18 protein-coding genes and 1 pseudogene are annotated in these 12,541 nt (G+C 60.3%); 8 read left to right on the top strand and 11 right to left on the bottom strand.

Annotation, left to right across the window (positions count from 1 at the left end):
* Positions 1-50: 50 nt before the first annotated feature.
* From GUI70_RS18940 to GUI70_RS18930, 3 genes are all read right to left on the bottom strand, one after another.
* Entirely contained in the window at positions 51-296 is a 246-nt protein-coding gene (locus tag GUI70_RS18940) for a hypothetical protein (protein WP_161883880.1), read from the bottom strand.
* Positions 293-910, bottom strand: coding sequence for a nucleotide-binding protein (locus GUI70_RS18935; protein WP_161883879.1), 618 nt, complete (start codon positions 908-910; stop codon positions 293-295). Before GUI70_RS18935 ends, GUI70_RS18940 begins: the two co-directional genes overlap by 4 nt.
* 188 nt (positions 911-1,098) lie before the next feature.
* Positions 1,099-1,356: a hypothetical protein gene (locus GUI70_RS18930; RefSeq protein WP_161883878.1), complete on the bottom strand. Its 258-nt coding sequence runs from the start codon at positions 1,354-1,356 to the stop codon at positions 1,099-1,101.
* Positions 1,357-1,571: 215 nt separating this feature from the next.
* Between GUI70_RS18930 and GUI70_RS18925 the strand changes: the two genes are divergently transcribed.
* The 4 genes from GUI70_RS18925 (at position 1,572) to GUI70_RS18910 (ending at position 6,279) form a co-directional block, all read left to right on the top strand.
* Positions 1,572-3,893, top strand: coding sequence for a GAF domain-containing protein (locus GUI70_RS18925; protein WP_161883877.1), 2,322 nt, complete (start codon positions 1,572-1,574; stop codon positions 3,891-3,893).
* A 320-nt stretch (positions 3,894-4,213) separates the two neighbouring features.
* Complete coding sequence (locus GUI70_RS18920; RefSeq protein WP_438503500.1) at positions 4,214-4,504, top strand: WGxxGxxG family protein; 291 nt, start codon at positions 4,214-4,216, stop codon at positions 4,502-4,504.
* 416 nt (positions 4,505-4,920) lie between these two features.
* Positions 4,921-5,673, top strand: a complete 753-nt coding sequence (locus GUI70_RS18915) for a hypothetical protein (protein ID WP_161883876.1) — start codon at positions 4,921-4,923, stop codon at positions 5,671-5,673.
* Between the two features lie 348 nt (positions 5,674-6,021).
* Positions 6,022-6,279: a helix-turn-helix domain-containing protein gene (locus GUI70_RS18910; RefSeq protein ID WP_161883875.1), complete on the top strand. Its 258-nt coding sequence runs from the start codon at positions 6,022-6,024 to the stop codon at positions 6,277-6,279.
* Between the two features lie 343 nt (positions 6,280-6,622).
* Here GUI70_RS18910 and GUI70_RS18905 read toward each other — a convergent pair whose 3' ends face one another.
* Together GUI70_RS18905 and GUI70_RS18900 are read right to left on the bottom strand one after the other, a co-directional pair.
* The gene (locus GUI70_RS18905) at positions 6,623-6,850 is read right to left on the bottom strand and encodes an HNH endonuclease (RefSeq protein WP_161883874.1); all 228 of its coding nucleotides are present in this window, start codon (positions 6,848-6,850) and stop codon (positions 6,623-6,625) included.
* Positions 6,851-7,000: 150 nt separating this feature from the next.
* Positions 7,001-7,273 (bottom strand): hypothetical protein, encoded by a 273-nt coding sequence (locus GUI70_RS18900; RefSeq protein ID WP_161883873.1) that lies wholly within the window; start codon positions 7,271-7,273, stop codon positions 7,001-7,003.
* 589 nt (positions 7,274-7,862) lie between these two features.
* On the opposite strand from GUI70_RS18900, the gene GUI70_RS18895 reads away from it, so the two are divergent.
* Complete coding sequence (locus tag GUI70_RS18895) at positions 7,863-8,549, top strand: GGDEF domain-containing protein (RefSeq protein ID WP_161883872.1); 687 nt, start codon at positions 7,863-7,865, stop codon at positions 8,547-8,549.
* A 152-nt stretch (positions 8,550-8,701) separates the two neighbouring features.
* Here the strand turns inward: GUI70_RS18895 and GUI70_RS18890 are convergent, their stop codons facing one another.
* The 5 genes and pseudogenes from GUI70_RS18890 to GUI70_RS26070 form a co-directional block, all read right to left on the bottom strand.
* Positions 8,702-8,890: an SH3 domain-containing protein gene (locus GUI70_RS18890; protein ID WP_161883871.1), complete on the bottom strand. Its 189-nt coding sequence runs from the start codon at positions 8,888-8,890 to the stop codon at positions 8,702-8,704.
* A gap of 22 nt (positions 8,891-8,912) precedes the next feature.
* Complete coding sequence (locus GUI70_RS18885; RefSeq protein ID WP_161883870.1) at positions 8,913-9,383, bottom strand: iron chaperone; 471 nt, start codon at positions 9,381-9,383, stop codon at positions 8,913-8,915.
* A gap of 55 nt (positions 9,384-9,438) precedes the next feature.
* On the bottom strand, positions 9,439-9,804 hold the full coding sequence (locus tag GUI70_RS18880; protein ID WP_161883869.1) for a hypothetical protein: 366 nt from the start codon (positions 9,802-9,804) through the stop codon (positions 9,439-9,441).
* A gap of 38 nt (positions 9,805-9,842) precedes the next feature.
* Positions 9,843-10,253, bottom strand: a complete 411-nt coding sequence (locus tag GUI70_RS18875; RefSeq protein ID WP_161883868.1) for a VOC family protein — start codon at positions 10,251-10,253, stop codon at positions 9,843-9,845.
* Positions 10,254-10,444: 191 nt separating this feature from the next.
* Positions 10,445-10,576: pseudogene (locus GUI70_RS26070) on the bottom strand (IS701 family transposase); the annotation flags it as partial.
* A gap of 107 nt (positions 10,577-10,683) precedes the next feature.
* Between GUI70_RS26070 and GUI70_RS18870 the strand changes: the two are divergent.
* Genes GUI70_RS18870 through GUI70_RS24520 form a run of 3 tightly spaced genes read left to right on the top strand, consistent with a single transcriptional unit; the run spans position 10,684 to position 11,963 of the window.
* The gene (locus tag GUI70_RS18870; RefSeq protein WP_202630522.1) at positions 10,684-11,085 is read left to right on the top strand and encodes a DUF6756 family protein; all 402 of its coding nucleotides are present in this window, start codon (positions 10,684-10,686) and stop codon (positions 11,083-11,085) included.
* Positions 11,086-11,568: a transposase family protein gene (locus GUI70_RS24525; RefSeq protein WP_237725036.1), complete on the top strand. Its 483-nt coding sequence runs from the start codon at positions 11,086-11,088 to the stop codon at positions 11,566-11,568.
* The gene (locus GUI70_RS24520; protein ID WP_237725035.1) at positions 11,505-11,963 is read left to right on the top strand and encodes a transposase family protein; all 459 of its coding nucleotides are present in this window, start codon (positions 11,505-11,507) and stop codon (positions 11,961-11,963) included. The genes GUI70_RS24525 and GUI70_RS24520 overlap by 64 nt, the downstream gene beginning before the upstream one ends.
* A 170-nt stretch (positions 11,964-12,133) precedes the next feature.
* Here GUI70_RS24520 and GUI70_RS18860 read toward each other — a convergent pair.
* A partial coding sequence (locus GUI70_RS18860) for a GGDEF domain-containing protein (protein WP_161883867.1) occupies positions 12,134-12,541 on the bottom strand: 408 nt, incomplete at its 5' end.

Here is a 12,541-nt window from a genome sequence, read left to right as displayed (position 1 = left end):
CAGCTCAGCTACTAATCTAGTTTAACTACTTAGCTAGCTAAGCTATCTAGCTATCTAACTAGCTCAGCTAGCTTGGAGTCGGCATACTCGGTCATCATCCGTTCGAGCAAGCTGGTCATCGTCTCGCCCTCCAGTGCCGCGACTGCCGCAAAGCGCTTCTTTGCCGCCGACGATACCCGGACATTGAGTTGCTCACGCTCTGGCTCTGGTGCGGGGGTCGCAACGGGCACAGGAACTGGCGCGGCTTCCGGCAGCACCGCCGTCGCCCGGTTCTTTGTGTAATCGAATCTGCTCATGCCAACACCTCCGAGGCCAGCGCCTCAATATCTGCCCAGGCGCTAAGCGCCCGCTTGTCCGGCACATCCCTCACCAGCATGCCTAACTCGGCGGCCCGCTGGTGCGCCGCGTAATTCCGCACCACCGACTCGCAGGCCGACACGCCCAGCTCGCGCAGCGCCTCACGTGCCTGCTGCCCCAGCGTGCCGACCGGCGGCGCTTTCGTGATGACGACCCGCACCCGGCTCAGATCTGCACCGGCCTGACCGAGCAGCTCCCACAGCTCGATGGTCGAGTTCACTTCCACGCCGGACACCCCGCAGGGGATGAGCACCCGGTCAAAGTTCCCGGTCAGGGCCACCAGATCAGGCAGCTCGGGCCGCCCCTCGGTGTCCACCACCAGCATGGCCGCGTCTTGGGTGGCCGCGCTGGCCTGAGCCGGAGAGACCGTCCGGAAGTTCAGGTCTAGGCCCGCGACGGTCGATCCCGCCCAGGTAAGGCAGGTGTGAATGCGGATGTCCTCATCGACAAGGACAAGCGGCTGGAGATGCCCGGCGAGTGCGCCTGAGAGGTTGAACGCCAGCGTGGATTTCCCCACGCCGCCCTTGGTGCTGGTCAATGCAAGGCTTCGCATAGCTGAACTATATAACTAGCGTGGCTAATAATGCAGTAAAGCTAGCAAGCTAGCTTAGCTATCTGTCTCTAAAAAGTGGTGAAAGGCCCTGGGAGGTATCGAATCCCCCAGGGCCGTCAACGGTTGCGTATAAAGGAATGAGGAGAGGAGAAGCGCAAGGCAGCAACACCTCAGTAGAGGGTCGTCATTTATCGTCGCGTCTGGCGCTCGGCTGTCCGTCCCTTTTGCTTCTCTCGGGCCTCTTCCTGACGCTCAGCATGTTCGATTCCACCCGGCTCAGCGGCGTCGTCGGCAGCTTGACGAGCCGCCGCCAATTTGTGTTCCAGTTCCTCGAGGTGCGCGCGAGGGAGGCCAGTACGGTGCGCCGACGCCAGTTCATTGGTCAGGGCACCAGAATCATCCTCCAGACGCTGCAGCGTCCGCTTGGCTTCAGATCGGGTAGACATGGTGACAGGATAGCTAGCCTGGGTCGGTGAGGAACCATAACCGTTTTTGTTTTGACTTCTCCCTCATCAGCCGCTCGGAGCGCATCTCGTATTTGCTAATCTCCCTTATCAAATCGAAAGGGTAGTGTGAGTCGTGCACAAACACTTGTTTATGCACGACCCAACACTACAGGCTTGCCCAAGGCCCTGACCATTCGATACGTCTATCGTGAAGTATGACCTCCCCGCTCGACGCCGATCTCAGGTCACTTGACCAGCTCTCGATCTACCTCCAGGAGATCACTGAGGCGCTGGCGGCGACCAGTACCCAGCGGGAAGTGATCGAGATCATTCTCACGCCGGCCGTGCAGGCGCTCGGGGCCGTGGCCGGGATCGTGTTGCTGGTGGACAGCACCGACCAGCAGATGAAGATCGCCGGGAGCCAGGGCTACGAAGACGTCACGCGCACCATCTGGCAGGAAGGACCGATTGAAGATCACCAACTGATCGCGGACATCCTGCGCATGCACGAGGCGCTGTACTTCGAGCATGCAGGTGCACTCAAGCAAGCCTACCCCGAGATCGAGAGCCGGACCGGGGCGCTGGCAGCGGTCGCGAACGCGACGCTGCCGATGTTCCTGGATCACCGCCCACTCGGGGTCATCGTGCTGGACTTTAAGGAACCCCATCACTTCACGTCCGCCGAGCAGCGTTTCTTGAGGATCCTGTCGGCTCAGTGCGCTGTCGCGCTTGGGCGTGCGAAGGCCACTGTGACACTCGAAGACCAAGTCGAGGAACGCACCCGGCAGCTGGAGATGGAACGGACGGCCCTCAAAGCGTTCGTCAACTTCACCGAGGAAGCCGGCACCGAGACTGACGTCCTCACTCTCGCTCAGCGGGCTGTGGACGTCCTCAACGTGGTGTTCCCCGAGTGCAGCAGTGGCTACTACGCCCTCGAACAAGACTTGTGGAAACTCAAGGTTCACAGTGACGACTTGAACGCCGATCCGGCGGTACTGCTCTTCCTTCAGGGAGGCATCCCCCTGGACACACAGGTCTTCGCCGAGCCGTTGCGCAGCACCCTGCCGGTGTTCGTTGACGGCTGGGATTCCAGGGAAGCCGGCCTTGAGCAGGCCGAGGTCTACCGCACCATCGGAACGTACCCGCTGTTCGTGGACAAGCGGCCGATGGCGATGTTTGGGATCGGGCTTAGGAACACTCCCTCCTGGTCTGTGCAGGAGCAAGGTGTGTTCCGGGCAGTGGGGCGCAGCCTCGAACTGGCCATCGAACGCACGGAAACGGCCCGGCAGCTCAAGCAGCAGAACACCGAGCTCCAGGCCCGGACCCGGGCGCTGGAGAGCTTCGCCGAGTTGACCCGTGATCTGGTGCTGTCCAGCGAGCCGCTGGACGTAGTTGAGCGGGCGCTGCAAGTCATCGCCTCCCTGCTGCCGCCGGGGTACAGCACCTACTGGCGTATCGACGGCTCGACCTGGCACTTGGCCCTACAGGTTGGTGAAGTCAGGCCCTCGACCTTGCAGCAGGCGATCGAAGGTGGGCTTCCTGTGGGTCAAACACCGGTGCTTGACCGGCCTTACAAGACAGGAACGCCGTTCTTTCAGGAAGACTACGATCCGGCCGACGACCTCAGCCCAGCACTGGCCGGTCAGTTGCTGACGATCGCGACCTTGCCGGTGGCCGTAAGCGGCTCGGTGGTGGGCATCTTCAGTGTGGGACTGTTCGAGCAGCACGCCTGGAGTGCGACGGACCGAGCTGTGTTGCAAACGACGTCGCACAGCCTCGAACTGGCGCTGGAACGGACGATGCAGGCCCAGCAGCTCAAGGCACAGCGAGACGCCTTTGAATCCCAAGCCAAAGTCCTGCAGGCCACCAATGAGGAACTCGAAGCCTTCACCTACTCGGTCTCGCACGATCTGCGGACTCCGGTGCGCCACATCTTTAGTTTCATGGCACTGCTGCGCAAGTCACCGGAAGTTCCCTTAGGCCCGAAAGCTCAGCGTTACCTCCAGATCATTGACGACGCGGCTGCTCAACTCAACGCCTTGATCGACGCGATGCTTGACCTCTCGCGCACGTCCCGTCAGCCGGTCCAGGCTGGGCTCGTGGACTTAGGCAAACTCGTCACGGCGGGGCGCGCAGAGCTGGAAGCGAACAGCGCACACTCGCAGGTTGAATGGAGGATCGGCTCCTTGCCGCTGGTGACGGGTGATGTCAGTCTGCTGCGGCGCGTCATGTCGACGCTGCTGGAGAACGCTGTCAAGTTCAGCCGGACACAGCCGCGCCCCGTGGTAGAGATCTGGGCCGAGGAGCGCGAACGGGAGTGGGCGGTGTTCGTGCGTGACAATGGCGTCGGCTTTGATCCGCGTTACCAGGACAAATTGTTCGTCGTCTTCCAGCGGCTTCATCGTCAGGAAGAATTCGAGGGGGTGGGGGTCAGCTTGGCCACTGCCCGGCGAATCATCACCCGTCTCAATGGAACGATGTTTGCTCAGGGCGAAGTCGGCCAAGGTGCCACCTTCGGCTTCACCCTCCCCAAGTAGCTGCTGCCTGGCAATCTGTCTGAAGGGAGGCACCAACGGGCTTTCCGCCACGTACACATCGAAGTGCTTCTTAGAAAACTAGAAGTAGGAGGGCATTTCTCACAGATCGCGCCTCAGCAAACCTGAGCAGCTGCCCCAGTACGCACCGGCTCAGGCTTGCTACTGGGCAGCGGCCATTATCAAAGGGAGTCTGACTCTAATTTATTAGCGCAAATCGGTGGTGTGACACTGGTCCCCCGATCGGGCCGGGTTGAGCGCTTCATCATTCCACCTCACGTCGAAAGCTTCCGTTTGTAAAGCCAGGCTCATGCAGCTGACGGGTGCTGCTCTTCGCCTTCAGTCATGCTGAGGGCATGAAGAATTTGACGAAAACGACGCTGGTGGTGCTGGCTTTTGCCCTTGCGCCATTGTCTGCTTATGCCCAGGACACGACAAGCACAGACACCACGACACCGGCTGCAACAGACACTACGACCACCAACACGACAGACACCAACAACAATGACAAGGGTTTCGACTACGGCTGGCTTGGCCTCCTCGGTCTGGCTGGCTTGGCTGGCCTGAACCGGAAGCAGCCTCCCGTTGTTCACGTAGACCCTCAGCGTCAGTAATTCGCAGACCTTCTCTCTACTTGCCCCAGCCGTTGTGCTGGGGTTTTGCTTGATTGCCCAGAGAGCCACGCGTTACACCTCACATCGGAGCATCTGAGGGGCGCATCAGGCAAATGGGCAGCGCGGCCCGCGACCTGACCTCGACCCGCTCAAACACCACTTCCCGCTCCCGCCAAAATTCCTGTTATGATTCACTCACCCCGGAGGCCACCGAGCAAGAGGCCAAAGGGAACACCCCCCGCGCAGGTAACGAGCCTGTTGTTCGCAGAGGGTGTCCATCGAGAAAACTTCGAATTGTTTTCTACCTGGCCGGGTAGAAGGCCTTCGCCTACGCCACACTTTACCCGTGTGCGCGTCTCTGGTCAACAGACCAGAGCGGATTTGGCATATCTGAGGCACCTGCCCGGAGATCCACCGTGAGCACCGAACCCGCGCTTGACGTTCGTTTTGCCCAGGCCCGCGAGCAACTTAAGGCCTGTACCACCGCCTACGACATCGCCCAGGTCATGTTCGACCTGCTCGGCATCGACCGCTGTGAGGCCTACCAGGCCCTGCCCGCCATGAATGGCCGAACCCTGAGACGGGTCATCGCAGCCCTGCCTGTCGTTGCTGTCCCGGATGCTGTCCACATGTATTTGACGATCGTAAAAGAACAAAAGAAACAGATACATGCGGACAGTAACAATTTGGCCCTCCCAGACGTGGAGAGAGCGGCGGCGGAGACCTTCCTGCCAGCGGAGCTGCAGCCGGTGGTGGCGGCGGCGGTGGCCGCGCAGGTCAGCCCGACGACGGCGCTCAAGGCGGTGGTGAAGTACCGCAACCCGATCGAGCTGGTCACGCAGCGGCTGCGGGACATGAAGCGCCTGGCGCAGCACACCATCATCAGTAATCCCGGCGGCTTCTTCACGCACCTGATGCGCCAGAACAAGGACGTCGAGCTGCCCGGTGTTGAGCTGGCCAAAGAGCCGGTGCCGCGCGCGGCCAGGGAACAAAAAGCGCTGGTGAAGCCGCTGGAAGTCGGAGACGTGGTCAGGCTGTACAACGCGCTTTGCCGGGTGGTGCGGGTGGGGGCGGCCCGCAGCGACATCGAGCACCCAGACGGCTACGAAATGGGGGAGAGCAATGACCGCCTGCTGGTCTGCCGAGGGCTGGTGACGCTTGGGTGTTAAGGCCCAAGGCTCTGCAACACATTCTTCTGAAGTGTGGGCGCTCGCTTTGAAGCTCCTCGCGGTCGCATCCGAAGTGCCTTATAGCGGCAGACGGCTGGAATTCCTGGCATCGAGCCAACAGCTGCTCCTCTCTGGTCGCCGGAGCTTGCACACCGCGCTGCAGGCGCTGTTCGCTGAGGGGCTGATCGCTCGTCATGGAAAGAGAGGCGTAGCGCAGACATATGTCATTACGCCCGCCGGAGAGCGTTTCAGGGAGACCCTTCCTTCGAGTGAGACAGTAGAGAAAGGCGGTGGTCAGGCGTGAGGGACAAATTTCAGGAACCTGGAGACAGAGGGCGGCGCAGCTTTGTGCCAGGCTCAGTCGCGCACCAGCTTCTGGCGGTGGCCTCCGCAACGCCGCGCCACTGGTTCGAGCTGGAAGAACTGGCGACCCGCCGAGGGCTGCGGCTGTGCGACAAGTCCAGCATCACGATGGCGCTCAAGACGCTGGCCAACCATGGGTTTTTGAAGCGTCATCAGGGGCAGCTCGACGGGAACGTCCAGCGCTACACCCTGACGTCTGAAGGGGAAGGCTTGCTCGACGAATTGCATGTGGAAGACGATTGAGCAAGGCATATATACAAGGATATTCAAGTTGTATATAGTCTCGTGGCATGCAAAAGCCCGCGCTGAGGCGGGCGGCAGAAGTGCAGCACGTCATCTCCCATGCTCCCGTCGCCATTCTTTTTCTGCCCGAATGGCTTTGAGCTCGAAGTCCCAAGGGCGGAGGTCCATGTGTTGGAGCTCAAACTCTTCAGCCTGGTCCTGAAGATGCTCGATCTGCAACCAGATTGTTTCGGCGTCAGCGGGCCTCACCAGCTCATCGTGATCCATTGACGTCCCCTCTCAGTCCCGCTCAGGTATTCCAGACCGCCAGCACGCGCGTCACCAGCTCACCGTCCTCACCGGCTCACTGTGCCGCGACTCTTGCCGCGCAGGTGGCGCACAGGACCTGTAGGTTCTTCAGCACCGCTGCACCGCCCTGGTCTGGTGGGATGATGTGTTGAAAACGAAGGGTGTTCGTTGTGCCGCATTCACTGCATTGCGCTTCGTCGCGCTGCAAGACGGCCAGGCGCACGACTGCGGGAATTTCTGCATCCATGACCTGTCTATTCAGAATCATCCCTTTTCTCGTCATGGATGGACTCATTGCCGGGTTGCCGAGCGGCGACAGACCGTTTCAAGAAGGTGACCCAACTGGTTTTTCATGCCCTCACGGTGCCATGCCTGGACTGACAAGGGGCTTTCGGCAGCTATTGATTAAGCATTCCAGACCGCCATGACGCGCTCACGCTTCGTCCCAGCCGAGCGGCTCGTAGGGCGTGACCTCGACGACGATCCTGTAGGTCTTGGTGCTGGTGTCCTCTAGTGTCTGGTACACCAAGTCGAGGTTTTTGTTGAGGCGGAACAAAGGCAGCGGCATCTGAACGTTCAAGGTCACCTCGTTGAAATAACCTTCTTGTTCGACCTTGACGACAGGGTCGCCCACGATGAGCGACTGTTCTTGCAAATCTAGAATGGCCTGGAGGGTCGCTTCAGTCAGGATCATGGGCTGCGTCACGCGTTTTCTCCCTCTCCAGCTCAGCGGTATCTGAGTGGCATGACTTCAGTCATTTCAGACCGCCAGCACCCGCTCACGCTCCATCCTATTCCCAGTCAAAGAAAATCATCCGTCATCAGCTTGCCATGCTCAACCTGCCTGAAGTGAGGATGGTCAGCGCGAGCAGCAGAGGGAGTGCGGGCTTTTGTCTTCCTTGGTACCAGCTCGCCACGCCGCCGTGGTGGGAGCAGGTGACGCGCCAGTGGGTGTTGAAGTATCAGTTCCTTGGAATAATCGCAGTAGCGCCCTATCGTCTGAGAAGACGTCCGGGGTGCCTCTGAGTTGCTTAAGCTGTTTGCAGCTATCTGACAAGCGTTTTCGGTACTCCGTTTCAACGTGTTGACTTTCCGCGCTGCTGACGCAACTCAAGCCGCTCACCAGACCCGACCATACATCGTGACTTCATGGAAGCTACGTACCACTTCTTCAGGCGGGTAGCCGCAACGTAAAATCAGTAGATGTGGAGTCGAGCAGAGCATGAAGCGCTGTTGTTGACCCTGGCGGTTGCTGAGTCCCAGCAGCAACTCCTGGATCAACTGGTGCAAGGTTCTTGACGGGGCTGACGCTGTGGCGTCAGGAGAACGGAACCTTGGCATTGCAGGGTTGGTCTGGCACCTCATATGAAGAGGGTAAGCCTGTTCCTTTGCCGGGTGCGCCGAACTACATGCTCGGATGGACGCCAGCCGCACCCTTGCTCGCTTCGGTGCAGGCCATGCTTGGGTTGAGACTGCTGTACCTGGACGTCTTGAATGAGAAGCTCCAGTTGAGTGATCAACTGTCAAACCTTCGTCACGCAGCCCTGACCGACCCGCTGACTGGGCTGGGCAATCAACGTGCTTTTGACGCAGATGCGGAAGCGGCGGAAGCGGCGCACGAAGACTTTGTCGTAGTCTTCATCGACCTGAATGGGTTCAAAGCGCTGAACGACAAGTTCGGGCACGCGCTGGGCGACTCGCTCCTGCGGGGGTACGGGGTCTGGCTCTCGCGTGTGACGCATGAACGCGCTCAGGTTTACCGCCTGGGCGGCGATGAGTTTGTCGTCCTGATGTGTCACAGCGTGCTGTCGCCGGCAGCGTTCTCCGTCTGGGCGATGGACCGTCTGCAAATTCCTTTTGTCGATGACGTCAGCGCAGCCATTGGGATTGCGTGGCGGCATGAGTGCGAGGATGCTCGGGCAGTGTTGAGCTTGGCAGATAGGCGAATGTACGCGGTCAAGAGAGCGGAACTTCTTAACTGAGGGAACGCGCCCTCGGGCTTGGTATCGGCCATGACAGGGCGCTGGATCTGCTGCCCGTCCACGTTGGTGTAGGTGCCGCTGCTGGACGTCGTGACTGGCAACGTTGGGATGAGCGGGGCCTTCAGCGCCAGGACCGTTTTCTAGACGTAGCCTTACTTGCCGCTGAAAGTGACGGGGCACCAGGCGGTGCAGGTGCCGACATTCACCAGGGTGGACCTGGGGATAATCGTCAGGACCTTCGCACTGGCACTGGGGCCGCTACGGAGATTGGCGTTGCTGGTCGTGGTGGCCTGGAGGGCGAGAGAGAAGGTGGAGAGAAGGACCGTCAGGGCAGCGAGCAACCTCAGGAGATGATGGCTGTTCTCAGCCCACTGCCTGCTTCACGAGGGCGCCGATTCTGGCCACATCGTCGGCAGTGAGTGTCGTCAGCGCGAAGGTGGTGGGCCAGAGCGTGCCCTCATCGAGTGTGGCCGCGTCGCTGAAGCCCAGCGTCGCGTACCTTGTCTTGAACTTCTGGGCGCTCTGGAAGAAGCAGACGATCTTGCCGTCCCTGGCGTAGGCAGGCATGCCGTACCACAGCTTCGGGGTCAGGACCGGCGCGCTGGCCAGGATCAGTGCGTGGAGCTGCTCGCCCAGAACGCGATCTGCGTCTGCCATCTCGGCGATCTTGGCCAGCACCTCGCTTTCCCCGTCTCCCTTAGCGGCCCGCGAACCGCGCCCCTTCTCCGCCTTCAGCTCGCTGGAACGCACCTTCATGGCCGCTCGTTCCTCGTCCGTGAAGCCTACGGATGATTGGTCTGCTGTCTTCGCTGTTGTTTTGGTCTTGGTCGTCATGGTGATTCCTCCTGTTGGGGTGGATCACGGCGTCTTGCTCTGCCGCCAGCTTCCTCTAGATCCCTTCGGGCACGCGTCGGGAGGTGATCGTGAAGTCGGGCCGCCAGGTGATTCCACCGTCGGACGAGGCTTCCCCGGTGCCCTGCAGAGCATCTGCACCCTCAAAGCGCGTCTTGAAGCGCTGGGAGAAGTCTCTTTCCAGATGCACCATCGTCCAACCGGCATCATCGAGCCTGAGGTCGAACATCCGGACGATGCCCCGCACGTCGAAATAATGAGACTGCGTCTCCGAGAGCAGCGACAGGGCATCGGGAAAGTCGGGATGGTCGTCGCTCCAGTGCTGCATCACAAACGCCCCGCCAAGCACCCGTTCGTAGCGCAGCTGGCCGCTGATGGGTTCGGTGCGGGACGTGTGGTGCATGGTGAACGCCCAGCGCCCGAGCAATCGGTCGAGCGCGCTCAGGACCGCTCCTGAATGCGGATCAGGTTGCCGGCCGGATCACGCAAAGCGCAGTCGCGCACACCGTAGGGTTGAACGGTCGGTTCCTGAACCACTTCGGCGTCGCTGGCCTGCACCCCCTCGAAGGTGGCATCGAGATCCGGGGTGGCCAGGATCAGGGTGGCGTAGCTGCCCTTGGCCATCATCTCGGCGATGGTCCGGCGCTCGTCGTCGGTGACGCCGGGCGTCGCCGTCGGCGGGTACAGGACGATGGACGTCCCGGGCTGGTCGGCGGAGCCGACCGTGATCCAGTGCAGGCCGCCGTACTCGACATCGCCCCGGACCTCGAAGCCGAGGGTGTCGCGGTAGAAGGCCAGGGAGGCGTCCGGGTCGGTGTGCGGTAAGAACGTCTGGTGAATGGTCAGGTTCATGCTGCTTATGTTACTGGCGTAACGACCTGGGTGCTTCTCGATTCCTGATGGGCCGGGTCACCTGCTTGGCGATGCACGGTGGAATCCCGGCCATTCCGCCCGCCGCCTGGTGGTGATAGGTGCTGGGGGCATGTCGACCGGCTCGGTGACGCTGCTCTTGCTACCAGCACGTCTGCAACGTACCGTCGTATGCGTTCAAGTGGGGATATCAAGCCCCGCAGAGACAGCGGGCACCATTTCCGACGTCGAGCGTGTCCAAGCACGCGTTGGAAGGGACGCAGGAAGCGCCGAAAGGACAGAACATTTTCCCGAGGAGCGGTCATGCATTAGCCTGACAGACCCGCATGAATGCCGTCTACACCGCGGAAATACGTGTTTAAGTAGTGCTAGTAGGACTTTGTCACTTCTCGCGCGGTTTACTGTATGAAGCATGCGGACTGAAATTTCCGCTGCGCTGAAGGCACTCCATCTGCCTGCAGAGGATATGGTCGCCGTGCGATCAAACCGCTACCGCACCATCCTCAGCCGAATCCTTGAGGCCTTTACCAGCTATGGCGCACAGGGACGAGACCGCCTCTGGCTCTGGGAAGGCTTTAAGGGTGAACAGTACACCCTTCACTTGAAGGAGCCAAAAGGCTATCGTTTGCTTTGGCTGGTGCCGCCTGATGAGCAAGTGTATTTACTGACAGAAGACTGGGGGCGTCAGAAACACGATGGAAATTACTGGGTATTCGAAGGCCGCGCAGGTGCCATCGAAGCTGTCTTACGAGAGCTTTTCGCCTTCGAATACTACATTAGACCTCCTGCGAAAGTGCGCCGCTACACTGCATGAATGAGCCACGAGCGCCTGAAACGCACGCTGAAGATGAACCGCACGCGCTTCAAACGGCGCACTGGGATCTACCCGGAAACGTTCTGTGCGATGGAGAGCGTCCTGGTCGAACGGGAAAACACCAAAAGGAAGTCCGGGCGACCTGCGGCACTTAGTCTCGCTGAGCAACTCCTCCTGACGCTGGAGTTCTGGCGGGAATACCGCACGTTTGCTCACCTGGGCGACGATTGGGGCGTCCACGAAACCACCGTGCAACGCACGGTGGAACGCGTCGAAGCGGCCCTGATGGCCAGTGGGCAGTTCCGACTGCCTGGCAAGAAGGTCCTGAAGGAAGCAGAGCATGTCTTCCAGATCATCGCCATCGATGCGGCCGAAACCCCTTGTGAGCGGCCCAAAAAAAGCGGGCAGGCCCCATACGGGTGCCGTTCTGCCCAAGACAGCAGCGGGCATGGTACAGCGGCAAGAAAAAGCGCCACACCCTAAAAACGCAGGTGGTCATCAACGTGGCGACACACATGATCATGTGTGTCGCCACGGTTTTCGGCTCCATGCATGACCTCACACTCTTTCGGCACTCAGGCGTGCGAGTTCATCGCGAGACGGCGTTGATTGGCGATGCCGGTTATCAGGGAATCTGGCACGATCATGGTCACTCCATCACGCCGCATAAGGACTCGAAAGCAAATCCGCTGACTTCAGAAGAGCGACAGGAGAACCGTGTACTGGCCTCCACCCGCTTGCGGGTGGAACATGTCATCCGACAGTTGAAGATATTTCGCGTGCTCAAGGACGTCTACCGTCACCGGAGACGACGCTTCTCCTTGCGCGTCAATCTCATCGCGGCGCTGTGTAATCACTCGAACTCAACGACAGCATGACTTTCGCAGGAGGTCTAGTGTTGCCAAAGACTTTCAGTGGTTGCTCTGTGAAAACCACCACAACGTCCTCATAGGCGTTGGTCCACAGATCGCCGAGCGTCTTCGGGTTGCCGAAACCATACTGACAATCGGTTCTGAGCCATTTAGACAGCAGAAGTGACAAAGTCCTGCTAGAGCGCTGCCCGCTCAGCTTGCTCACGGTGGTGCTGGCGTTTGTCCTGGTACATCCGTTCATCACTCAATCGCATGAGTTCATCCAGGGTGCCGGCCTCGACCGGGTACGCCGCGATGCCGGCGCTCACGTCCGCCCGGTCGAAGCCACTGACGCGGACCTCCGCTATTGCCTCCCGGACTCGCAACAGCACGCCCTCAAACCCCTGGGGCCTGGTGTGCGGCAAAATCGCCATAAACTCATCACCCCCGACCCGGAACAAGCTGTCCTCACGCCGCAACGTCGCCCGCAGCGCGTGTGCGAAGCCTTTCAGGTACCGGTCACCCACAGCGTGGCCGCCCTCATCATTCACTTTCTTCAGACCGTCGAGGTCGAGCGTCAGGACACTGACTGGAAAGAGGTGGCG

This window comes from Deinococcus alpinitundrae, from assembly GCF_009982895.1.
Classification (GTDB): domain Bacteria; phylum Deinococcota; class Deinococci; order Deinococcales; family Deinococcaceae; genus Deinococcus; species Deinococcus alpinitundrae.
Note: the sequence above shows the minus strand (reverse complement) of the source record. Positions and strands in the feature narration are given on the sequence as shown.

Bases quoted from the DNA above. Each gene is read 5' to 3' on its own strand.
- GUI70_RS24525 (WP_237725036.1), top strand. From the start codon at position 11,086: ATGAGCCACGAGCGCCTGAAACGCACGCTGAAGATGAACCGCACGCGC.
- GUI70_RS18880 (WP_161883869.1), bottom strand. From the start codon at position 9,804: ATGCACCACACGTCCCGCACCGAACCCATCAGCGGCCAGCTGCGCTAC.
- GUI70_RS18940 (WP_161883880.1), bottom strand. From the start codon at position 296: ATGAGCAGATTCGATTACACAAAGAACCGGGCGACGGCGGTGCTGCCG.
- GUI70_RS18870 (WP_202630522.1), top strand. From the start codon at position 10,684: ATGCGGACTGAAATTTCCGCTGCGCTGAAGGCACTCCATCTGCCTGCA.
- GUI70_RS18905 (WP_161883874.1), bottom strand. From the start codon at position 6,850: ATGACGAGAAAAGGGATGATTCTGAATAGACAGGTCATGGATGCAGAA.
- GUI70_RS18885 (WP_161883870.1), bottom strand. From the start codon at position 9,383: ATGACGACCAAGACCAAAACAACAGCGAAGACAGCAGACCAATCATCC.
- GUI70_RS18875 (WP_161883868.1), bottom strand. From the start codon at position 10,253: ATGAACCTGACCATTCACCAGACGTTCTTACCGCACACCGACCCGGAC.
- GUI70_RS18925 (WP_161883877.1), top strand. From the start codon at position 1,572: ATGACCTCCCCGCTCGACGCCGATCTCAGGTCACTTGACCAGCTCTCG.
- GUI70_RS18935 (WP_161883879.1), bottom strand. From the start codon at position 910: ATGCGAAGCCTTGCATTGACCAGCACCAAGGGCGGCGTGGGGAAATCC.
- GUI70_RS18930 (WP_161883878.1), bottom strand. From the start codon at position 1,356: ATGTCTACCCGATCTGAAGCCAAGCGGACGCTGCAGCGTCTGGAGGAT.